The organism is Alteribacillus bidgolensis, from assembly GCF_002886255.1.
Classification (GTDB): Bacteria; Bacillota; Bacilli; order Bacillales; family Marinococcaceae; genus Alteribacillus; species Alteribacillus bidgolensis.
The window spans coordinates 3,483,706-3,505,221 of sequence record NZ_KZ614149.1 but is presented as its reverse complement, the minus strand read 5'-3'; the positions used below and the strand labels follow the sequence as shown (position 1 = coordinate 3,505,221).

The window sequence follows — 21,516 nt, the reverse complement described above, 5'->3', positions numbered from 1 at the left end:
TTGATCTGTATTTATATTAAATTATTATATTTTTACCCTTAATTGGTCTGTTTTTATAGTATATTTTATATCCTTTTATCCGCGTCCAACATGAGTATAGAACGGAATATAGCTCTTCAGGTCTAGACTGAGGAACGAATGCCTGTGAATCAAGAAGATTCACAGGTTTTTTAACTTTACTAAAGGAATAGAGTGAACGAAAAATTATAAATTTAAGGTTCACCTACAATAAAAGCTCAAAATTTCTAAATATTACGTGGATCTTTCCCATACATATAACTAAGGCCCGTCAAGCGATCAGAAACAATTTAAGGGAGGCACTTGAAAATGTATAATGAACCAACTTCACAGGCTGAGGTTTATCATAGTGATGAATTTCAGCTGCAGCAAAAGCTCATTCACTATAAATCGGAACTTGAGAAATACAAAGCTAGAGTCAGAGAATATGAAACGAATCAGAAGTATAATCAAATCAAAAAATTATTATTTGAAAATGAGCAATTGAAAGAAGAAATGGAGTACCAAAAAAAGCAATTAGAAGAAAGCAAACAAAGAAAAGTGGATGAAAAGAAGAATGTCATATTAAACATGCAAAATATAAACAAAAAATTAGCAGATGATATAAGAGACTTAAAAACCGTGAATTTTCAGTATGCCGAATCCTTAGAAAAGAGCAAACATGAAAATAAAGCATTACAAGACAAATTGAACCACATAGAAAAACAACATCTTAAATTATTGAAAAATATGGATGGCATAGAGCAGAAAAACAACCGTCTTTCTATAGAGCTTGACAATACCAATCTAGAAGTTAATGAAAAAAATACTCTCATTCAACGTTTACAAGAAGAAATAGATGAATATAAAAACAAACAAGTAGAAAGTAGGTCGAAACTTGAAGAAACGGAAGATAAATTGGTCAGAGGAGCCTCCCTGAACAATGAGTTAAAAAATAAAGTTGACCAGCTTTCTTATCGGTTAGAGCAATCGGAACATCAACAGAAAGATTTAGAAAATGATAAAAACCAACTTCATCATGAATTTCTTTCAGTCGCCGAAGAAAATAAATCATTCAAGCGAGAAATCACTCGACTAAACGATTTGAACAGTGATTTACACCAAGAAAATCAAGAGCTTGAAACAAAGATGAAGGGCATGACGAAAGACATAGACGTCCACCTCTCCTCTATAAGCAGTTTACAAGAAGAGGTGACGACGCATAAAAGCAAACTGGCAAACAATGAAAAAGAAGTACAACAGCTAAGTGAACTGCTTGAACGAGAAAAGTTCGAAAAGGATAACTTGCAGCATCATGCTAACCAACTTTCCTATCGATTAGAACAAAAGGAAAAAAAGAGACAAGAACTTCAAAATAAATTGTATAAGGCCTCTGAAGAAAAACAACAGCTTGCTGGCAAAATCGCAGACATCTCGAGAAAAGTGAATATTTATCTTTCTTCTATTTCCGGTTTGCAACAAGATGTAAAGGTATATAAAAAGAAACTGACAGACAAAGAAAAGGAAGTACAACGGTTAAACGGACTGCTTGAACAAGAAAAATCCGGAAAGGAAAGCTTGCAGCATCATGCTAATCAACTTTCTTATCAGTTAGAACAAGCCGAAACGGAGAAACAAGAGCTCGAGCAAAAATGGAATATTTCTTCAAAAGAAAACCACCAGCTTGTATCCAAAATCGACAATATAAATAAAGAATCAGAAATTCATCTGTCTTCTATTAATAATTTACAAAAAAAACTAGAGGAATATAGAAATGCCCTTTTAAATAATGAAGATAAGATTAAGCAATTAAATGAATTTCTTGAACAGGAGAAAGCCCAGAAGAATGAGTTGAAACACCAAAACAATGACTTAGCTGTTCAACTCAAACACATGGAAGAAAATAAGCAAGCCCTTCAAAATAAATTTGTCCAGCAAACCGAAGAAAACAAGATCTATAAAGATGAACTTTCTCACTTTAAAACGCTGCATGAAGGAATGATGGGAAAAATTCATGAATTAAAGGATGAAATTAATCATTTTACGATGGAAAAAACGGAAGAACCTTCTGAAAATGGCTTAGATCATCCAGAAGGACTTGAAGAATTAGAACAGCAGATTGAACAGCTCATTGTAAAAATAAATGATTATGGAGACAACCTAAAAGGAAGTGAAGAATTAATCCATCAATTAGAATTAGAGATTAAACAGCAAACCAATGATATCAACTCATTAAAAGAGAAACTTTTCACTTCTGATGATTAAATGCTTTCAGTAAGGCCGCAAGGGAGCGGCCTTATTTTAGAACAAAAACATCACAAAAACGGGCATCCAGCTATTTAGGAACGGATACCCGTTTTTTAGAGAATAAAGAGAGAATCAATTTATTAATTTTTAAACTTCCTGCTCTTCGGGAACTTCCAATCCAAGTCCTTCTGCAACACGGCGGCCGTATTCCGGGTCAGCTTTATAGAAATGTTTAATTTGGCGAAGCTTGATTTCATCTTTTTTGACTGGTTTCATATGGCCTACGACAGCATTGATGAGACGATCTTTTTCATCATCACTCATTAAACGGTAAAGATCTCCGGCTTGCGTATAATGATCTTCACTATCATAGTTCACACTGTCTGCTTGACCAGTTACCTCAAAAGGATTGATTCTGGCTTCTTCTGATTCTTTCGGGCCATCGTAGCTGTTTGGCTCATAGTTTACCGAACCGCCGCCATTATCGTCTGCTCTCATATATCCATCACGCTGATAATTGTTGGTTCCGCTGATCGGACGATTAATAGGAAGCTGTTCATGGTTGGCCCCAACACGATAACGGTGGGCATCCGAATAGGCAAACAAACGGCCTTGCAGCATCTTATCCGGAGAAGCTTCAATACCAGGTACAAAGTGACCAGGTGAAAACGCAGCCTGCTCTACTTCGGCAAAGTAGTTTTCAGGGTTGCGGTTAAGAACCATACGACCTACTTCGATCCGTGGATAGTCGTCTTTGGACCACACTTTTGTTACATCAAATGGATCCCATTTATACGTTTTAGCATCTTCATACGGCATAATTTGCACGTACAATCTCCATGCTGGATAATTTCCTTCTTCAATAGCGTTGAAAAGATCTTCTGTATGATAATCAGGATTTTCCCCTGCCAGCTTATTGGCAACGGGGTCATCCAATGCTTTAACGCCTTGCTCACTGATAAAGTGATATTTTACCCAGAAGACTTCCCCTTTTTCATTAACCCATTTAAATGTATGGCTTCCATACCCATTCATATGACGAAGTGTTGCCGGCAGCCCGCGGTCCCCATGTAAGTATGTGACCTGGTGAAGAGATTCCGGTGAGAGCGACCAGAAGTCCCACACCATATTTGGATCTTTCAAGTGTGTACGCGGGTCACGTTTTTGAGTGTGGATAAAGTCCGGAAATTTAATTGCATCGCGTATGAAAAAGATAGGGGTATTATTTCCTACTAAATCATAATTCCCTACTTCCGTGTAAAACTTCACAGCAAAACCGCGTGGGTCTCGTACAGTATCGGCAGAACCTAGTTCTCCTGCTACCGTAGAAAACCGAATGAACATCGGTGTCTTTTTGCCAACTTCGTTAAGAAAGTTTGCTTTTGTATATTTTGATACATCATTTGTTACTTCGAAATAGCCGTGCGCACCTGCTCCTTTAGCATGAACCACTCGTTCTGGAATACGTTCACGATTAAAATGAGCAAGTTTTTCTAATAAATTAACATCTTGTATTAAGGTCGGACCTCTCGAACCAGCTGTTAAGGAATGTTGATTATCACCTACTGGAGCACCTGAGCTAGTTGTGAGATGTTTATTGTTTTTATTACTCATGTAAGATCACCTCTTATCTTTTCTATAAATATATGATAACAATTATCAATAAAAAATCAATACTAAATTATAATTATTTTAATTTAATATATGTTATAAAATGTAGATTTTTCCTTCCATCCCTTTTATGACAGTCCTAAATAAAAATAATCTTTATTATTAGATGCTTTTTTAATATGTATTATGATTTTTTCTCCTGTTAAAAATGTAACAAAAACCAACATAATTGAAAAAATATCTGCTTACATGAAAAGACAAAATGTGAAAATGATAAGGCAATTCTAATGTTACCAAACGCTTTGGAGGGTTTACTTTTGAAACAGGAAAAAGGACGTCAAAAAGACGCCCTCTTCCTTTATCTCATATTCATTTCACTCGGCTTTGGCCCTTTACGTTCCCCACGGTCCAAGTTATTGATTTTGTCCATATCTTCTTCGGTTAGATCAAAATCAAACACGCTAAAATTTTCCTCAATACGGGCAGGTGTTACTGATTTTGGAATAACAATAGAATGGTTTTGCAATTGCCAGCGGATGATAACTTGGGCTGGTGTTTTGCCGTACGCTTCAGCCAATTTTGTTATAACTTCATTATTAAGCACGTCTCCGCCTTGCATCAAAGGACTCCAGGCTTCTATAAAAATATCATGCTGCTGGCAAAATTCCTTTAACTCCTTTTGAGCGAGATACGGATGACATTCTACTTGGTTGAGGACCGGTTTCACTTCACATTCATCTAACAACCGCTGAAGATGTTCTGTATCGAAATTGCATACTCCAATTGCTTTAACCCGTCCATCTTGATAAAGCTTTTCCATGGCTTTGTAAGTCTCTATGTAGTCATCATGTTCTGGAGCAGGCCAATGAATCAGATACAAATCAACATAATCCAATCCGATTTTCTCAAGACTTTTATCAAATGCTTGAAGGGTGCGGTCATAGCCTTGATCCGCATTCCAAACTTTTGTTGTGATAAACAATTCTTCTCTTGGAATGTCTGAAAGACTGATAGCTTTCCCAACACCGTGTTCATTTTTATAGATAGCTGCTGTATCAATAGAACGATAACCTGTATCAAGAGCTTTTTTCACAGCTGGTGTTGCTGCTTCATCTTCTACCTGCCATACTCCAAAGCCAAGCTGAGGCATTTTCAATCCATTATTCAGCGTAACAAATTCCATGGAATCGCTCCTTTTTCTAACTAATTAGAAAAACTTGGCTTACCGCCAAGTCCTATGGCGGAAGCCGTAGTTTTACTTATACTTTGATCCTTTAGCAAAGTTAAACTTTCCTAAAGTACAAAAAAAGTATAACACAGAAGCTAGTAATTCTTGTTTTTCCTGCTCAAAGCTTATTTCACGAAAAAAACACCTGTTTATTCTCATAATAAACAGGTGCAGACATTCACTTATTTTTTAGTTAACTGCTTCTTTTAATTGTTTCCCTGGTTTGAAAGCAGGAACTTTGGAAGCAGGTATTTTAATCGTTTCACCGGTTTGCGGGTTACGACCTTCTCGTGCAGCTCTTTCTCGAATTTCGAAATTCCCAAATCCGATTAATTGCACTTTTTCACCAGATTTTAGTGACTTTTCAATGTTTTCAAGAGTCGCATTTACTGCAGCCTCTGTATCTTTTTTACTTAACCCGGATTGTTCAGCAACTTGATTAATAAGATCTGTTTTATTCATTCTTTTCCCTCCTTATGCTTGTATCTATTATTCTTTCAATATAAAGAAGAAATATACCTTTTTCTGCTGAAAATTTATTTTGACTCAGTTTTTCAATTAATCAAACGTTTGATTAATTGGCTTGATAGTGTCGCAGCAAATATTGAAAATCCTGTCCACTTACCCTTTTTTATGTTTGATGATTATTAGAACAGCCAGTAGAAAACTATGAAACAAGATACTAACCTAACCGTATTTTCTCCTCGTTTCATACAAATATATAGAAACCAAATTTTTTCCAAAGGAGAGATTAAAATGGGTTTTGTTGGAGGTTACGGCCCTGGATATGGTCCTGGATACTTTCCAGGTTACGGCGGATACGGAGCAGGGTTGATTATAGTGCTCTTTATTTTAGTCATCATCATCGGTGCCGCCTGGTGGTGGTATGGGGGCTATAAATAGGGGTTTGAATAGAGTAACAGGTAATGCCTCTTAGAGAATATACTCCCTTTAAGAGGCTTTATTTTATTTCTTTGGTCTATCGTTGAAGCTCATGCATACTTAAATCTGTTTCTAACTGAAGATGACTGTAATCTCTTAGCCCCGGCCAATCGCCTCCCCATTCAAATCCAAGTTCCTTCGCAATTTCTGCAGCTTCTTTCCAGTCGGATTTCCCATTTTCATTTCCATCATATTCGGTATTCCATATTATTTCTCCATCTTCTGTTTCTAAGGCGAAATCAATCGCCAAGCCGTAATTATGGTACGATTCGCCCCCTTGAGCATTCGTCACAACACTCCCTTGCTGCGACCGGCCTTTTTCATATAAATTGTTTTGTTCTTCCGGTGTGCGGTATCCTTCGATGATTTCTATATTTATTCCTTTTTCTTCAGAGCGGCGCAAAAGCTCATTTTTCTTTTCTTCTACGATAGGATGCAGTTCTGTTAATTCTGTCAGTTCTTCTGGGGTGACTTCCGGTGTTTCTTCTTTGGGCCATAAGAAAAAAATTGCTGCCCCAAAAAGAAAAAGCAACGTCATATCCCAGCCAGCATTCGTTCGCAACTCCCAAATCCTTTCTTCAGTAATAAGGAAAAGATATTACAGAAGTGAGGTAATGTCAATTTATTTACTTTGTAAAAGCGTCCGTTTTTAGAGGCAATGGCTCTCCTTCTTGATCAATATGTTGTTTTAACTTCTTATTTTGCAAAGTATCATAATGGAGGACATCAAAAAAATAAGGAATGGGATACTCTTCATTTAATTTTTCGTAAATATCTCGAACTTCCTGTTCTGTTAGGTTTGTACCTTTTACAGCAAGATCTATATCTGACCCTTTTTTATAATTACCCTTCGCCCGGCTGCCAAAAATGATTGCTTCTTCTACAGAGGGAAATGTAGATATAGCTTTCCGTATATACATAATGTCTCTTTCTAATAAACCGAACATACCTACACTTCCTTTTTTAAAACTTGCTGTAGCGCTTTTATCGCCGAGAAATATTTATTAATGATTAAAGATATTATTTTCTCTGCCATTGTTTCATCATAAGTGTGTGTTGTTAAGTTCCGATTAGACAAAGCATCTATCCAAACTGGGTTTTACTGAAGAGTACAGTTGGACGATCTGTTCTTTAAATTCTTTAGAATAATTTCTTCTATTTCTTCTGGTCATATCTATCCCCCTTAGCGTTGATTTGAACTAAGTCTATATGACCTTATCGAATCTTCAACCAAGTGCAGCCGAATCCATAACTATAAAAATGTGCAAAGTACTATTACCATAGTCCATACGAACTGTATTAAGAGACATACTTATATATTGTGGAACTAATATAGTTCTAACTCTATCATTAAAAAAGAAGTATATGTATTCAATAGAGTGAAAATAATTAAAAGGAGTTGATTATTTTGCCTTTTCCAGAGAACACAGAAGGTGCTGGTAAAGTTATTGGGAAAGGGACATTTGGATTTAATGCTACTCCGGGTGCCCCGTTCTATACCCTAATTGAAAATGGAGTTCCAGGAAATTATGCAGTATCTATTATAAATAACTCAAGTGCAGATATAAATATTAGATATATTCTATTTAATGGAAGTGAAGTAAATCGAACTATACCGGGCTCGGTCATTGCGAACTTTGAACCCACTAAGACATTTATCAGTAGTGTGCGACATGTACAGGTTCAACTTGATGAGGCAGCACAAATAGCCGGTCAGTATATGCATGTACGTTTAGATGATAATGCTTAATTCAAATCAAAAGTTTTATGCCTGTTCTCTTAAGATGATGTAAGACAGTTTGTGTAAACAATTTGAGACAAAAAAGAGGTAGGGTACCCCTCAGAGTAAACGACCAAATCTACTAGAGAGGGGTTACCCTACCTTGAGTAACAGTAACAAGACTTATTCTCTGACAAATAAGTCGTTTCCATTATTTTAGCTTCTGGCTGCAGCTATTGAAGAAATGCTTTTAATTTTTCTTTTTCTTGTTCAGGAACCACATCTATTTTGTTTAAGACGAGAACATCACAAAATTCCACCTGATCAATTAGTAAATCAACAACTTCACGTTCGTCTTCTTCACTTATTTACTGTTTTCGATCTAACAATGTTTCACCTAAAAAATCTTCCCAAAAACGATTAGCATCTACAACTGTAACCATAGTGTCCAGCTCACAATATCGAGTAAGATTTAGTACCCATTTCTTCATCTACATAACTAAATGTATGAGCTACCGGTATCGGTTCGCTTATTCCGGAAGATTCGATAACGATGTAATAAATATTTCCTTGTTTTTCCAACTTCTCCACTTCTATCAACAGATCTTCTCTTAAAGTACAGCATATACATGCATTCGACATCTCCACCATTTTCTCTTTTGACGCTTAAACCCCCCCACTTTCAATTAATCCTGCATCTACATTAATTTCACTCATATCATTAAATATGACAGCAACCTTGAGCCCTTCACGATTTGTCAAAATATGATTTAATACAGTGGTCTTCCCAGCACCCAGGTACCCGCTTAACACTATGACAGGGATTTTGTTCATAAGAATTATCCTTCAATAAGAAGAGCCGAAGAGCAAGATAGAAGAGATGAATCAAAGAGAAGAAGAACTGAATTGAGAGAAAGAAGAACTGAAAATCAAGGTAGAAGATCTAAAGTAAAGGGTATAAGTGCTGAATCAGAGAGCTGCCTATTGATTTTAGACAGCTCGTTGAACCATTCATTATATGATATCAAGCGGTGTTTTTCTTGATGGCAGAGAAAACGCTTTATCCAGCTTTTTCTCTTCCTCTTTTGTTAATGCGATTCCAGCGGCGGCTGCATTTTCTATCACGTGCTGCTCTTGAACAGCTTTTGGAATAGAAATAATATGATTATTTCTTATCGTCCAGGCAAGGGCAATTTGTAATGGTTTTACTTGATACTTCTCAGCAATCTCTTTTATAACAGGATGGGTGGTTAATTGTTTCCTCAATGTACCGCCTTGAGCTAATGGACAATATGCCATCACCGGCATTCGGTGCTTTCTTTGCCAGGGAAGCAAGTCAAATTCAATCCCTCTTGAACCTAAATGATATAAAACTTGGTTTGTGGCACAGTTCGATCCATTTTCGTTATTCCACAACTCTTCCATATCATTAGTGTCAAAATTGGAAACACCCCACCTTTTAATCTTGCCTTCTGCTCTCAGATCCTCCATTCCCTCTATTGTTTCTTCTAGAGGGATGCCTCCCCGCCAATGCAAGAGATACATATCCAAATACTCCGTGTTCATACGTTTTAAACTATTTTCACAAGCTATTTTAATTGTTTCAGCACCGGCATTGTGAGGATAGACTTTAGAAACTAAAAAAACGGTACCTCGACGGCCGTGTACTGCTTCACCTACAACACGCTCGGATTCCCCTTCTCCATACATTTCCGCTGTGTCTATTAAAGTCATACCTAAATCTATACCTAGCTGCAATGCTTTTACTTCTTTGGTTTTTTCCCCAGGCTTTTCACCCATATGCCATGTCCCTTGCCCTAAACAAGGAAGCTGAGTGCCATCTGCTAATGTCACCACACGTTTTTTTAGGGTCTCCTGGATGTTATGTTCGTCAAAATCATTCATTTTCTATCCACCTTTCTTTGAGTCCTGAGTGTTGTTTTCTTTATTTCTTGTGCTTTTCCTGTTTTTTTGGAACGTAAAAAACACTATCATGCCGATATTGTAAATACGGTATAGAGGTAAATATACAGGTATTCTTATACATTATGAAACCTCATGAGCTTTTTCGGCCCATGAGGTCTTCTTAAAACCTTGCTTTCTTTTGTTTACCTGAATGTTCAGAAGCAGAGAACATAAAGGTTTCACGATGATACCGAACACTCATTACTAAGCCAATAGCCAGCATCGTCGTTAGAAGAGAGCTTCCTCCGTAACTCAATAACGGCAGCGTAAAGCCTGTAACCGGAAGCAATCCAATATTCATACCAATATTTTGGAAAACTTGAAAAGCCAGCATACCAGCAATACCAGAACAAATATAGGTTCCAAACGGATTATGGGACCTTAAAGCTGTCATGATAATCATATACAAAAGGATAAAATAAAGAGTAATTACAAAAGCGGCCCCCGCAAAACCGTGAGTATGACCAATAATAGCAAAAATAAAGTCAGTATGAGCCTCAGGTAAATATACATCTGCGTCAGAACCAAACATTCTTCCTGTACCAATGAGGGTAAGAGCCTGAGCTGTTTGATATCCTTCATCTACGAACTCAAAAGGATTTAACCAGCCGTAGAAGCGTCTCACTTGATAAGCAGATAAATTAGAAAAGATATACTGTTCAACAATACCGGGGTAACGAAAAAAAGCATAAATGAATCCTGCCAACCCTAATATAGGACCGCCGATCAAAACGGTTATAATCTTATAGGAAACACCCGATACAATAACCAGTGCAATAAAGATGGAAAGGGTCATCATTACCATTCCCATATCAGGCTGTCTAACAAGAAACAGAATGGGAGCAATGACGACTGCTGCCATTTTTGCAAGAAGTTTCAAATCGTTGGGCAATGAATGGGTATGTTGTAAATTATGTTTGTTAATGATGTTACTTAAAACGAGAATAACAAATATCTTCATTAACTCAGAAGGTTGAAACGAACCGATAACAGGAAATTCAAACCACCTTACAGCTCCCTTATTTGGAGGGGCAATAGAAGCTGGAGCCACTGCTAAAAATAATAATAAAGCTAGGCCAAAGCCATATAAAATCCAAGATAAATGCGTATAATATTCAAAATCAAAATGAAGTACGACGAAGGCAACGGTAAAGGCTAAAATAAAAAATACAGCTTGCCTTATGACAAAATTTGTATCATATTGAGCCATTTCCTGTGCGTTATATATGTATAAACAGCTGGCTACAGCGAATAAAAAAAGCACAAAAAAAAGATTAACATCGTATTTATCATGTTTTATATTATTTTGCATAGTCCACCACACATATCATCTCTTTCTTCCCTTTCTGCAGATGTCTATAATAAATTATATCAGCTTTCTGCCTTAGAAGGGATGGGGCTGCCCCAAAAAGTATATCCCATGCAAATAGGTCATGTAAACAATACTAAGCACTCCCCCTTATGAAAAAATAATTCTTATTTATTTAAAAAATCGTCCGGATTTTTTTCACTTTCTTTACCCGTGTTTCTTTCATCTACTTGCCTTTGCGGGTCTGGATCTTTTTCTTTCTTTTGCTGTTTTATTTTCTGTTCTGGAGAATCTTCATTTCGTCCTGCCATCATATTTTTTCTTCTATCATTTTAAAACTCCTCTCTGTTAGATTTATTTATTAGTTTTAATGGAGTAGTCGCCGGTCCTTCGATAACTTTGCCATTATATTCGAAGGGCGAACCGTGGCACGGACAGTCCCACGACCGTTCTGTGTCATTCCACTTTACACCGCATCCCATGTGAGTGCATTTCGTTTCAACTAAAAATGTTCTTCCTTGTTCATCTTTATAGTCTCCTGCTTTTTTCCCTTTCCAATTCACCAGACCTCTTTCATCAGGGGTGAGATCTTCTGCCTTTTGCCGTCCTTTATTTAATTTCCCTTCTGCAAACTCTTTTCCTACATCAGCATTTTCTTTTACAAAGGCAGTAATATCTGATTTTTTTCGTTTTTTTCGATGAGGGGGTGAATACTTCATGGTACCGATTTTGTTACTGCAACACGTAATCTTTGAGTAATAATCCAGCTAATGCTGCCCCTGACATTCCCCATTTTGCAAAGCCAGAAGCGACTAGTACATTTTCTTTTCCAGAAACCATAGGACCTATATATGGAACTTTATCCAATGTAACTAAATCTTGTGCAGATCACCTAAAAAGATTTTCTTCAATTCCAAAATTTTTGTTTGCATTGAAAAGTATTGGCCGGGGGTTTTCCTGCAGTGTGCCCTTCTCCTGCTGAGACTGATGAGTTATATCTATTGCCCTTGCTTGCTCAAAAATCAACCCGCCTTTATCTTGAATAACCCGTACTAGCTCCTGAAAATATTTTACAGGATGAAACTGGGCCTGATTTCGAATAACGAGAGCGTCCTTGACTTGATAGGTAAGTTCCACTTCATTTAAAGCATATCCACCGTTTATCCCAATTTTTCATAGGCAGCCCCTTCATTTTGTATTTTCTTTTTTCCCTCTTCTGTACTCGTGTAAAGATATGCATCTTGCTTGATAAAATCACCTTTTATTTGATGACTTTCTGCCGTATTTCTATTAAAGAAATAGCTTGTTCATTTGCTTCATAATACAGTTGAGCTGTTTATTTCACCGAAATTTTGAAGGATCTCATCATAAATCATTGCATATTGCGATGATATTTTAGCGGTTGTGTGTCCTGTGGTGCCTCCTAGTAAGATATCGGCCTCAATAAGGGCTGTTTTCACCCCTTGTATTGCCAGTAAATATGCCGTTGTTATACCTGCTGCTCCACCTCCAACAATGGTTACATCTACAGCAGCATCCTTATTTAAAGGCGGAAAAGATGGAAGGTTACCTTTTGCAGCCAAAATAACCGGGCATATTTAGGGACCTCCGATCGAGAACTATAAACCATGATTTTCCTCCCTTTTCATTTCTATTGGCCTGTTTCCCTTTTTTTCTTCTTAGAAACAGTTAAATATAATTCTCTTTCATTACAATTTAGTTAATTTGGAAGGCAGGAAGAGATTTGCAGGTTTGAGGGAGTGAGGAAGGTGGTAAAGCGTCATAGAAACGATAGAAAGGAGGGTTAATCGATGGCTGGAAGTCAAAGCAAAATGAGCAGAGAAGAAGCGGGCAAACGCGGAGGACAAACAACCAGCAAAGAGTACAGTCAAGAACACTTTGAGGAAATAGGCCAAAAAGGCGGAGAAATAACGAGTAAAAAGTATGGCCAAGAGCATTTTGAAGAAATTGGCCAGAAGGACGGGCGAAACTCTGGGGCTCAATCTAAAAACGCCAACAGTAATCGCTAAAGTAGAAGAGATTACCGTTGGCGCTGCGAATAAAAAGGGACTCCCGCTAAAAAGACCCTTATGCTTCACATCTTATCACAAAAGTACTGTTTCTTCCTACAAAAGTTTTTTCACAAAGCTTTCTATTAAGCAGGGGAATTTTCCCATTAGCTTATACCCTTTTCAGAAGGTGAAATCACTGCAAAATGGAAGCTGAACAGAGAAGATATAAGCTGGACATTAAACCGGCTCCACCTTGCATAACACCAACCCCTAAGATGATCGTTAAATAATTAATAATATACGGAGGTGCTTTATTATGGCAAACAATCAATTTAAAACAGGAGAAAAGGCTCCAGAAAGCGGCACTTACAAAGTAGATAAGCTTGTAAATGGAAACAATGCCAACCAGGACAACACCACCATTGAAGTGAATGAAGGAGATCAGTTCCCTCCTTCCCCGTCTGAAAATGAAGCAGCTTATTGGGTAAAGGCATAGATCATTCCCTTAATATGTGCCCCCATCTTTCACTCGCTCCCCTCTTGGAAGCCCAAGAGGGGATTTAAAGTACATGAAATAAATCACAAAAAGGCTGATATGCACTACACAAAGTACTATCAGCCTTTTTTTATCGTCTCTTATTTATTTTGCACTGCCCGCTCTTCTACCTTGGAAAATTGTAAAACAAAATCCAGCAGAATATCTTGGTAGGCATGGACCGTATCTAAATATACTAATTCATTGTCCCCATGCCAATTGTGACCAAACGGCCCAAACTCTACCGCTGGCTTATTATATTTGGTAAAAAACTGACCGTCAGATGAGCCGTGCTGGCCAAAAATATTTGCTCGTTCTAACTGCGTCCTTTCTTTTACAGAAGCAGCTAACGCTTCAACATAAGGGTCGTCTGCTTGTGTTTTTACAGGATCGTTAATGATATGGACATCCACTTTTGCATCTGCCGCTTCTTTAATCTGTTTTATAATGTCATCTACCGATTGTTTCGGTAAATACCTTATATCAATAGACATTTTGCAGTGTTCCGGGACTTTATTATAAACCGTCCCTCCCTCTATTTTTGCAAGGTTGATCGACGGATTATTGTACATAGGAGGTTCGGTTTCTGCAGCAAATGGAAGTTTAAGAATTTCTTCATACAGCTGATATGCCTTTTTAATTGCGTTTTGACCTTCCCACGGCCTGCTTCCATGAGCTGGTTTTCCTTTGGTTTCAATGTCAAGCTGCAGAACTCCTTTAGATTGTACACCAATCCCCAATTCTGTCGGTTCCCCGCAAATCACAAAATCTCCTAAATAACCTTGCTCTGTTAAAAACTTAGTACCGTTTAGACCGCCTGTTTCTTCATCCGAAACAATTTGCAGTTGAATTCGAGAATGAAGTTCGTGCTTTTGTGCTTGAGCTGCTGCTTCCATCATAGCTGCCACACCTGCTTTCATGTCAGCAGAACCGCGTCCATACATTTTTCTTTCTTTAATGTACGGAGAAAATTGTTCTTCCTTTCCTTTGACGACGTCGACGTGACCATTTAAAACAATCGTTTTGTCGCCGCTTCCTATTTCGGACACTAACATGTGAAATCCGTTGTTTTCTAGCTTTCTTACAGGAAGGCCGCGTTCTGTTAACCAGTTCTCACAGAACGCGACCGCCCGATTTGCCCCTTCCATTGTAGAGCTGTCAATTTTTATTAAATCTTTTAAAAGCTTTTCCGTATCGCTCATGAGTAATCCTCCTTACAGAACAACTGCTATTACGAGCGATCTCTTTACATACTTGCTCTCGTATTCTATAAGACTTTTACCGTCTGTTTATAGAAATAAACATAATACTTTTTATTTGGCTTCAGTCTTTTCTTTAAGAGCGTCTTCCACTTTTCCTTCATTAATTCTAACCACGGTGTCATTACGTGCAAGTTCCACGTCAGCATCATCTTCTAACCACTCTTGTTTTAACTCTTTTCCGCGGGCTAGAGCAATATAAGCTGCAGGAATGTTGGCTTCAGCAGCATGGGAGAGCGCATAGCTTCCTCCAAAGCGCGGATTAATATCAATAACGTAGTAATCCTTGCCATCGTAAAAAATATCAGTATTAATATATCCAACATGCTTCAAGTTCTCACCAATCTTCTTGCCTATTTGAAACAATTCATTGCTTCTTACCGATACAGCCTTATCTACATCTCCTCCGCGCATTTCTAATTGTTTCAATGCTAAAGAGGTGAGAAACCGTCCATTTAAATCATTAAAAATATCTAAACTGAATTTTTCTCCTTCTATTACATCCTGAATAATTACATTCTCCTCCGGAATTTTAGAGGTAGCATCGTCTAAAGGCGTTTCCTTAATCGTTTGAACAGCAAGCTTATACGCAAATTCCATATCTTCTACATTATGAACAATCTCAATACCCATCGACGCAGAACCATTGCGCGGTTTGACGATCAATGGAAAAATAACCTCTTTATTTACTAAGCCTTCTTTCGCTTCTTCTATTGTGAAATACGAATGCGGGGCTTTTACTCCATAGGAGCCAAGCAGCTTATGATACATGCCTTTATCTCGGACTTTATGAACGATATCTGGATTTGGAGTAAACACCGCTACCCCCAGTGCTTCTAATTCTTTTTTATGATCCGCTAATTTTGGTACTTCCCAATCGTTTAAAGGCACCAGGCAGTTAACGTTGTTTTCTTTACAAATAGAAAATATAGCTTCGATATACCGTTCATCTGTTTGGTGCGGGATAACGTAACTCCGGTCAGCCGCTTGAAGAGAGGGGGCATTTTTGTCTGGATCCGCTACTATGACATTACCTAGAAGATTCTCATCTTTTAACGCTGCTTGAAAAAAACCGATAAAATCTATACGTCTGGCACCTGATGTTAATAATATATTCATAGATTTCATACCTCCAACCTCGTTTTATTACCCCGTCTTAAATCTTTCACTCTTTCATTCCCCTGATAGTGTATGTATACCCAAAAATAGGTACATTAACCTTAAAATTAGTGTAAGAAAAATGACTCCCTTGCTTTCTCAGCAAAAAGGAGCCATTAAAATATTATTTACTTTAATGCATCTAAATCAAAGGACGGCACTAAACCTTTCTCTGCTGCCCTTCCAAGCAGGGACTCAATAGCTGCATAACCGTCTTGGCCAAGATCTCTCGTAAATTCATTAACATACAAATCGATATGAGATTGAGCAACATCCGGAGACATCTCTTGTGCGTGTTCTAGTACATATTCACGTGAAGCTTCTGGATTCTCCCACGCATACTCAACAGAAGCACGGATCCAATCCGCAAGTTTGGCATAATTTATAGAATCTGATCGTTTTGCAATAATTGCGCCGAGAGGGATTGGTAAACCTGTGTCCTCCTCCCACCATTCTCCGAGATCTTGCAGCAAATGAAGTCCATAATTTTGAAACGTAAACCTTGCCTCGTGAATAACTAAACCAGCATCCACTTCACCGCTTTGAACAGCAGGCATAATTTTATCAAAAGGCATAACCCGTACTTCTCCAACGTCCTCAGGAACATGTTGAGCAACCCAAAGGCGGAAAAGTATGTAAGCAGTTGAACGATCACTCGGCACTGCCACCGCTTTCCCCCCAATAGCAGCAGCTGAGTTTGTTTTATCAGCTGTTAAAACAAGCGGGCCGCATCCTCTTCCTAACGCTCCGCCGCAAGGGATAAGACGATAATCATCGAGCACCCACGGCAGCGCTGCAAAAGATATTTTCATCACTTCTGGTCCTTCTTGTTTAGAAGCCCAATAATTTGTTTTATCAATATCTGCATAGGTTACATCAAAAGATGGAGCATTATCGATCAGTCCATGTACCAATGCGTGGAACACAAAAGTATCGTTTGGACATGGTGAAAAAGCTATATTCATTTAAAATACCTCCTGTAAACCATTGCTTGCCTGCTCTAACACAGCAAGCGCCTCTTTTATTTTCCAATTATCTCTATCTCTTGGACCAACAAAGTTTGAAATAGATCTAATTTCAAAGACCGGCACGTCAAACTTTTGGGCTGAAACAGCAACACCAAAGCCTTCCATTGCTTCTGCCTTTGCCTCAGGTACACGAACAGCCAAATTTTCAGCTGTTTTAGCTGTACCGGTAACAGCGGCAGTGGTTAAAATGGCCCCTGTTTGAGCTTTCAGGCCTCTTTCGGCGATGCTCGTACACAATTTGTCTGTAAGAAGCGGATCACATTGATAACGAGAGCAGCCTAAGTTTAATTTTTCTAAATCATAAAACCCTTCGTTTGTTTCTGCTCCCAAGTCTGCTCCCCATATCTCACTTGCCACCACAATGGATCCCAGTTCTGTTTGAGCTCGAAAACCACCTGCAATTCCTGCACTTACTACTGCAGTATATGAATCTTTTGTAAGAGCAATTGCTGTACTTGCTGCTGCTTCAGCTAGACCGACACCACCTGCAATGACATCAAAGCCACAATGATGGTCTAAGCCCCGCTGCACTGCTTCATGCTCTGCTTCCACAGCCGTAACAATTAAAACCTTGCTTGCTGACATGTACCTGTACTCCTTTTTCTTCTATTAGATCCACCATTATCATATCACGAATCTCCTTGAATATTAGAAATGAAAGCTTTACCTACTAATCCATGCAAAAGTCTCACTTAAATTGTGTAAAAATATGATAGAATTGTGTAAGATCATCGCAGGAGGAACAAGCATGTTCAACATTCTATTAATGAATAAAAGAGTAATTATCTTTATTACCTCTGTACTTATTATTCTCTGCAGCACACTGCTGTTTTTCGATGAGCCTCAAACGAAGTCTCAAGACACCACTAATATCACACCAACCTTGTTTATTCATGGTTTTAAGGGAGGCCCCGGTTCTTTTAATACCATGCTTCATCGATTTGAACGTAATGGCTGGGGTTCAAGAGGATTGATTTTTCATGTGAGTGCTGATGGAGAGGTGGAAGCAGAAGGACAGCTTACTAATGACAATAATCCCTTTATCCAAATACTGTTTGAACATAACAGAGCCAGTTTAGCCGATCAAACAGTATGGCTTCAGCGTATTATGGCTTCTCTTCATGAAACGTATGAAATAAAACAAGTGAACCTTATCGGCCATTCCATGGGAGGTTTAACTTCTGCTAATTACATTTTGCACAATGAAGAAAACAAATACCCAGCCGTAAAGCGCCTTGTCGTTATAGGCAGTCCATTTAAAGGCATACATCAAAAAAGTTATTTCGACGTTAATACCGGAGCAGCTACAGTAGATTTACAGCCAAGCTCTGCAGCATTAGAAAATATGGTTTATAAAAAGGACAATTTTGATGAGCATGTTTCGGTACTTGCTATTGCCGGTGTCATTAATAATGAAGACACAGATGGACTTGTAAGAAGGAACAGTGCTTATGGAATAAAAGATATTGTTCCTCGGGCTAACTATCAAGAAGAAACCTTTTACGATACCAACGCAACCCACTCCGGGCTGCATGAACATACTGGTGTTGATAAAAAAATAGCTGCGTTTCTCTGGGACCGTTAACATCTACAAAACCTCCCGTTCCAACATTGGATAACGGGAGGTTTTCTTTGTTATGAAGCTGGTGCGTATAAAAAAATGCGCCAAGGAGAATCCTTTTTTTCGAATATTTCGAGCAGCTCTAAATCATTTTCCTCTGCATTTTCTAATTCAGCCGCAGAAAGAATATAATCTCCGCCCAATTCTTTAAATGCTTCTGTACCAAAATCTAAATTCTCTACTTTTTTATTTTTATCTTTAGTAAGAAGATAATTTTCTCCAATTTCATCTAAATAAACATACACTCGGCCGCCCCACGTATCGTAGTAATCTTTTAACGCCTCATTTTTTTCTAGTTCACCTGATATCAAGTTTCGAAACTCATGTTTATACGAAAGCGGGTACATGGTTGCATATATATCAAGCGTATACATCCCGTTATACTGAGCCATGGCTGGATGCATTCCAACGCTAACCACACGATAATCGCTTGGCTCTTCTCCAATATAAGCCTTGATGTCATCAAACAAACCCTCTGAATAAAATTCTTCAAATGATGGGTAATCGATACTTCTATATTTTAACTCATGGTGTTCATTGGCAAGCACAGCTAATTGGCAGATAATCAGAACAGGGACCAGCCATTGGCTGTACTTTATTCTTCTACTGATAATAGCTAAAGCAATTGCAAAAATAATATACCAAAGAACTGCATTGAGTAAGTGAACTCTTCCAAAATTGAACGTATTAAACAGTTGATGGGCATCTTTTAATACACGCATTCCCTCCCAGTACCAAAGAGAGTACCAAAAGGAAAAGATAACTATAAGAAACAGGAGAAATGGAAGTGATTTTTCCATTTGCGAAAATGTTAAGCTGTACTGATCTTTTTTCCACCGCTGTCTAATCCAGCTGCCTATTAAGAGTACTAGGGCAAACACAGCAACATACAAAATTACGTGTTGATGTAAAGATTCAGAATGCGTATGAGCCGTGGTAAAATTTTTCCAAAACAGTCCAAGTGTATCAGGGAAATTTTTATGACCTCGGGAAAATTCTTCCCGATGCGGGGTAAATCCTTGTCCAAATAACATACCTGTTACCAGTCTGTATTGCTTCAAAAGATAGATGGAACCCATCAATAATAAAGCCGTAAACATCTTCCAATTTACGTTTCTTTTTCTAATCCAATCAGTAAGCCACAGTACTCCCATTAAACCAAGAAAGAAGCTAAACGATAATACTAAGAGGGAGTAAAATGGTATAAGCACTATAATAAGCCAGTCTTTAAACGAAGGTTCCCTGTTTCTTATATTCAAAAAGGCGTATAAGGCGAGCGGAATACCGGCAATGCTTAACGCTCCAAATGGCCAAAACGGAAGAATAGAAAACGCAAGAGCAGAGCCAACAGTGATAACAGGGCTGACTTCCTGCTTGCGGAAAATATGTGTTTTCAATAATAGGAACATACCAATGAAAGCAATAAAACGCATAAGAAATGCATTTATAGTAATAACGGTAAATGGCTCAAACAAATAAAACAATAATACATATACATTCCATTCCGAGTCCAAGGAAACACGCGGCAGACCATTCATCATATTCGGTATCTGTGCGTCATTTTCTGCAAATATTTTTCCGCTTTCCACCAGCGTTTTGTACCATATGAGATTAGAGTCAAGGTTATCATGAATTCGTACGTGAGAGCCTTCCCCAAGAATAACAAGTGGTGATAAATACACCAATAAACCTATACATCCGATAATAAGAAGTATGCGTTCCTTTAACATGCATAGAAGCTCCTAACTGTTTCCGCTATATACTTCACTTTTTCTTCCGAAAGGCCATAATACATCGGCAGTCGTACCAGCCGGTCACTCTCACGTGTCGTAAACCGGTCGTTTCCATAAAAGCGTCCAAAACGCTTCCCGGCTTTAGAGGAATGCAGTGGTACATAGTGAAAAGCACTCATAATGTCATGTTGTTTTAACCAATCAATAAGTGCTGTTCTATCTTCTAGATCTTTCGTTTTTAAATAAAACATGTGGGCATTGTGTACACAATTAGTGGGAATATGCGGCAGTTCTGCTCTTCCCTTTTCAGCTAAAGGAGCCAATTCCTCATAATATTTATGCCATGCCTTTAGTCTTTCGTTATTAATGGTTTCCGCTAGTTCCAATTGCGTATATAAAAAGGCCGCATTCAATTCACTTGGTAAATAAGAAGAACCAGCGTCCACCCAAGTGTATTTATCCACCTGGCCGCGGAAAAACTGCGAACGGTTTGTTCCCTTTTCTCTAATAATTTCTGCGCGCTCTTGCCATTGTTTGTTGTTAACGAGAAGAGCACCGCCTTCCCCGCTCGTGTAATTTTTAGTTTCATGAAAGCTGTAGCAGCCAAGGTCTCCGATCGTTCCGAGTGCCTGGCCCTTATACGTACTCATTACCCCTTGAGCTGCATCTTCAATGACCGTTAGATTATGCTTTTTCGCTATCGCTAAAATCTCATCCATCTCACAAGCGACACCAGCATAATGAACTGGGACAATCGCTTTGGTTTTAGAGGTTACAGCTTCTTCAATTAGACGTTCATCTATATTCATCGTGTCCGGACGTATGTCTACAAAAACGATAACAGCTCCCCGAAGTACAAACGCATTTGCAGTCGACACAAAGGTATAGGAAGGCATAATTACTTCATCTCCGGGACCTATGCCAGCAAGCAGAGCTGCCATTTCAAGGGCATGCGTACAGGATGGAGTTAAAAAGGCTTTTGGACAATTAAATCGCTGCTCGATCCATTGATTGCAAGACTTTGTAAAGCTGCCATCGCCAGCGAGTTTGCCGTTGTTGATTGCCTGGTCTATATATTGCTGTTCATACCCGGTTATTGGTGGTTTGTTAAAAGGAATCAATGTTTGTTACCCTCCTTATAAAACGAAATT

General features: G+C 38.3%; 24 protein-coding genes and 1 pseudogene. 6 read left to right on the top strand and 19 right to left on the bottom strand.

Features of this window, described 5'->3' with window-relative positions:
• Positions 1–327: 327 nt before the first annotated feature.
• Complete coding sequence (locus CEF16_RS17415) at positions 328–2,262, top strand: coiled-coil domain-containing protein (protein ID WP_091587729.1); 1,935 nt, start codon at positions 328–330, stop codon at positions 2,260–2,262.
• A gap of 129 nt (positions 2,263–2,391) precedes the next feature.
• Here the strand turns inward: CEF16_RS17415 and CEF16_RS17410 are convergent, their stop codons facing one another.
• From CEF16_RS17410 to CEF16_RS17400, 3 genes are all read right to left on the bottom strand, one after another.
• On the bottom strand, positions 2,392–3,858 hold the full coding sequence (locus CEF16_RS17410; RefSeq protein ID WP_091587731.1) for a catalase: 1,467 nt from the start codon (positions 3,856–3,858) through the stop codon (positions 2,392–2,394).
• A gap of 355 nt (positions 3,859–4,213) precedes the next feature.
• Entirely contained in the window at positions 4,214–5,038 is an 825-nt protein-coding gene (locus tag CEF16_RS17405) for an aldo/keto reductase (protein WP_091587733.1), read from the bottom strand.
• A 234-nt stretch (positions 5,039–5,272) separates the two neighbouring features.
• Complete coding sequence (locus CEF16_RS17400; RefSeq protein ID WP_091587735.1) at positions 5,273–5,545, bottom strand: HU family DNA-binding protein; 273 nt, start codon at positions 5,543–5,545, stop codon at positions 5,273–5,275.
• 288 nt (positions 5,546–5,833) lie between these two features.
• Between CEF16_RS17400 and CEF16_RS17395 the strand changes: the two genes are divergently transcribed.
• Complete coding sequence (locus CEF16_RS17395) at positions 5,834–5,986, top strand: YjcZ family sporulation protein (protein ID WP_091587797.1); 153 nt, start codon at positions 5,834–5,836, stop codon at positions 5,984–5,986.
• A 76-nt stretch (positions 5,987–6,062) separates the two neighbouring features.
• Here the strand turns inward: CEF16_RS17395 and CEF16_RS17390 are convergent, their stop codons facing one another.
• From CEF16_RS17390 to CEF16_RS25390, 3 genes are all read right to left on the bottom strand, one after another.
• Entirely contained in the window at positions 6,063–6,587 is a 525-nt protein-coding gene (locus CEF16_RS17390) for a M15 family metallopeptidase (RefSeq protein ID WP_245917911.1), read from the bottom strand.
• Positions 6,588–6,651: 64 nt separating this feature from the next.
• On the bottom strand, positions 6,652–6,972 hold the full coding sequence (locus CEF16_RS17385) for a nucleotidyltransferase family protein (protein ID WP_091587736.1): 321 nt from the start codon (positions 6,970–6,972) through the stop codon (positions 6,652–6,654).
• A gap of 2 nt (positions 6,973–6,974) precedes the next feature.
• A complete protein-coding gene (locus tag CEF16_RS25390) occupies positions 6,975–7,112 on the bottom strand; it encodes a nucleotidyltransferase substrate binding protein (RefSeq protein ID WP_091587738.1) in 138 nt (45 codons plus the stop codon).
• 321 nt (positions 7,113–7,433) lie between these two features.
• Between CEF16_RS25390 and CEF16_RS17375 the strand changes: the two genes are divergently transcribed.
• Positions 7,434–7,775, top strand: a complete 342-nt coding sequence (locus tag CEF16_RS17375; protein ID WP_091587739.1) for a hypothetical protein — start codon at positions 7,434–7,436, stop codon at positions 7,773–7,775.
• Positions 7,776–7,981: 206 nt separating this feature from the next.
• Here CEF16_RS17375 and CEF16_RS17370 read toward each other — a convergent pair.
• The 7 genes and pseudogenes from CEF16_RS17370 to CEF16_RS17345 all read right to left on the bottom strand — a co-directional run.
• Positions 7,982–8,579: pseudogene (locus CEF16_RS17370) on the bottom strand (CobW family GTP-binding protein); the annotation flags it as partial.
• 180 nt (positions 8,580–8,759) lie between these two features.
• Entirely contained in the window at positions 8,760–9,650 is an 891-nt protein-coding gene (locus CEF16_RS17365) for an aldo/keto reductase (protein ID WP_091587741.1), read from the bottom strand.
• A gap of 181 nt (positions 9,651–9,831) precedes the next feature.
• Positions 9,832–11,034, bottom strand: a complete 1,203-nt coding sequence (locus CEF16_RS17360; protein WP_091587742.1) for an FtsW/RodA/SpoVE family cell cycle protein — start codon at positions 11,032–11,034, stop codon at positions 9,832–9,834.
• Positions 11,035–11,186: 152 nt separating this feature from the next.
• Positions 11,187–11,333, bottom strand: coding sequence for a hypothetical protein (locus CEF16_RS23875; protein WP_170032045.1), 147 nt, complete (start codon positions 11,331–11,333; stop codon positions 11,187–11,189).
• An 18-nt stretch (positions 11,334–11,351) separates the two neighbouring features.
• Positions 11,352–11,738, bottom strand: a complete 387-nt coding sequence (locus CEF16_RS17355; RefSeq protein WP_091587744.1) for a Rieske 2Fe-2S domain-containing protein — start codon at positions 11,736–11,738, stop codon at positions 11,352–11,354.
• 13 nt (positions 11,739–11,751) lie between these two features.
• Positions 11,752–11,886 carry a hypothetical protein gene (locus CEF16_RS24950; RefSeq protein WP_281259185.1) on the bottom strand — a complete coding sequence of 45 codons (135 nt, stop codon included), beginning with the start codon at positions 11,884–11,886 and terminating at the stop codon, positions 11,752–11,754.
• A 449-nt stretch (positions 11,887–12,335) separates the two neighbouring features.
• Entirely contained in the window at positions 12,336–12,602 is a 267-nt protein-coding gene (locus CEF16_RS17345; RefSeq protein ID WP_170032042.1) for an FAD-dependent oxidoreductase, read from the bottom strand.
• Positions 12,603–12,830: 228 nt separating this feature from the next.
• On the opposite strand from CEF16_RS17345, the gene CEF16_RS17340 reads away from it, so the two are divergent.
• A complete protein-coding gene (locus CEF16_RS17340) occupies positions 12,831–13,049 on the top strand; it encodes a stress-induced protein, KGG, repeat-containing protein (RefSeq protein ID WP_091587749.1) in 219 nt (72 codons plus the stop codon).
• Positions 13,050–13,347: 298 nt separating this feature from the next.
• Positions 13,348–13,527 (top strand): YjzC family protein, encoded by a 180-nt coding sequence (locus tag CEF16_RS17335; RefSeq protein ID WP_091587751.1) that lies wholly within the window; start codon positions 13,348–13,350, stop codon positions 13,525–13,527.
• Positions 13,528–13,667: 140 nt separating this feature from the next.
• Here the strand turns inward: CEF16_RS17335 and CEF16_RS17330 are convergent, their stop codons facing one another.
• The 4 genes from CEF16_RS17330 to CEF16_RS17315 all read right to left on the bottom strand — a co-directional run bounded on the left by CEF16_RS17330 (position 13,668) and on the right by CEF16_RS17315 (position 17,596).
• Positions 13,668–14,768: a M20 family metallopeptidase gene (locus CEF16_RS17330; RefSeq protein ID WP_091587753.1), complete on the bottom strand. Its 1,101-nt coding sequence runs from the start codon at positions 14,766–14,768 to the stop codon at positions 13,668–13,670.
• A gap of 111 nt (positions 14,769–14,879) precedes the next feature.
• Entirely contained in the window at positions 14,880–15,944 is a 1,065-nt protein-coding gene (locus CEF16_RS17325) for an ATP-grasp domain-containing protein (RefSeq protein ID WP_091587755.1), read from the bottom strand.
• A gap of 167 nt (positions 15,945–16,111) precedes the next feature.
• Entirely contained in the window at positions 16,112–16,948 is an 837-nt protein-coding gene (locus tag CEF16_RS17320; protein WP_091587757.1) for a 1,4-dihydroxy-6-naphtoate synthase, read from the bottom strand.
• Entirely contained in the window at positions 16,949–17,596 is a 648-nt protein-coding gene (locus CEF16_RS17315) for a futalosine hydrolase (protein WP_091587759.1), read from the bottom strand.
• Between the two features lie 163 nt (positions 17,597–17,759).
• Between CEF16_RS17315 and CEF16_RS17310 the strand changes: the two genes are divergently transcribed.
• Positions 17,760–18,596, top strand: coding sequence for an alpha/beta fold hydrolase (locus CEF16_RS17310; protein ID WP_170032039.1), 837 nt, complete (start codon positions 17,760–17,762; stop codon positions 18,594–18,596).
• A 50-nt stretch (positions 18,597–18,646) separates the two neighbouring features.
• On the opposite strand, the gene CEF16_RS17305 is transcribed toward CEF16_RS17310, so the two are convergent.
• Both CEF16_RS17305 and rffA read right to left on the bottom strand, forming a co-directional pair.
• Entirely contained in the window at positions 18,647–20,362 is a 1,716-nt protein-coding gene (locus tag CEF16_RS17305; protein WP_091587762.1) for a DUF6044 family protein, read from the bottom strand.
• Positions 20,356–21,486, bottom strand: a complete 1,131-nt coding sequence (rffA, locus tag CEF16_RS17300) for a dTDP-4-amino-4,6-dideoxygalactose transaminase (RefSeq protein WP_091587763.1) — start codon at positions 21,484–21,486, stop codon at positions 20,356–20,358. Before rffA ends, CEF16_RS17305 begins: the two co-directional genes overlap by 7 nt.
• Between the last annotated feature and the right edge of the window lie 30 nt (positions 21,487–21,516).

Excerpts from the sequence above, each read along its gene's own strand:
- CEF16_RS17415 (WP_091587729.1), top strand. The coding sequence starts at position 328 with ATGTATAATGAACCAACTTCACAGGCTGAGGTTTATCATAGTGATGAA.
- CEF16_RS17410 (WP_091587731.1), bottom strand. The coding sequence starts at position 3,858 with ATGAGTAATAAAAACAATAAACATCTCACAACTAGCTCAGGTGCTCCA.
- CEF16_RS17405 (WP_091587733.1), bottom strand. The coding sequence starts at position 5,038 with ATGGAATTTGTTACGCTGAATAATGGATTGAAAATGCCTCAGCTTGGC.
- CEF16_RS17400 (WP_091587735.1), bottom strand. The coding sequence starts at position 5,545 with ATGAATAAAACAGATCTTATTAATCAAGTTGCTGAACAATCCGGGTTA.
- CEF16_RS17385 (WP_091587736.1), bottom strand. The coding sequence starts at position 6,972 with ATGTTCGGTTTATTAGAAAGAGACATTATGTATATACGGAAAGCTATA.
- CEF16_RS17365 (WP_091587741.1), bottom strand. The coding sequence starts at position 9,650 with ATGAATGATTTTGACGAACATAACATCCAGGAGACCCTAAAAAAACGT.
- CEF16_RS23875 (WP_170032045.1), bottom strand. The coding sequence starts at position 11,333 with ATGATGGCAGGACGAAATGAAGATTCTCCAGAACAGAAAATAAAACAG.
- CEF16_RS17355 (WP_091587744.1), bottom strand. The coding sequence starts at position 11,738 with ATGAAGTATTCACCCCCTCATCGAAAAAAACGAAAAAAATCAGATATT.
- CEF16_RS17340 (WP_091587749.1), top strand. The coding sequence starts at position 12,831 with ATGGCTGGAAGTCAAAGCAAAATGAGCAGAGAAGAAGCGGGCAAACGC.
- CEF16_RS17335 (WP_091587751.1), top strand. The coding sequence starts at position 13,348 with ATGGCAAACAATCAATTTAAAACAGGAGAAAAGGCTCCAGAAAGCGGC.
- CEF16_RS17330 (WP_091587753.1), bottom strand. The coding sequence starts at position 14,768 with ATGAGCGATACGGAAAAGCTTTTAAAAGATTTAATAAAAATTGACAGC.
- CEF16_RS17325 (WP_091587755.1), bottom strand. The coding sequence starts at position 15,944 with ATGAATATATTATTAACATCAGGTGCCAGACGTATAGATTTTATCGGT.
- CEF16_RS17320 (WP_091587757.1), bottom strand. The coding sequence starts at position 16,948 with ATGAATATAGCTTTTTCACCATGTCCAAACGATACTTTTGTGTTCCAC.
- CEF16_RS17315 (WP_091587759.1), bottom strand. The coding sequence starts at position 17,596 with ATGTCAGCAAGCAAGGTTTTAATTGTTACGGCTGTGGAAGCAGAGCAT.
- CEF16_RS17310 (WP_170032039.1), top strand. The coding sequence starts at position 17,760 with ATGTTCAACATTCTATTAATGAATAAAAGAGTAATTATCTTTATTACC.
- CEF16_RS17305 (WP_091587762.1), bottom strand. The coding sequence starts at position 20,362 with ATGTTAAAGGAACGCATACTTCTTATTATCGGATGTATAGGTTTATTG.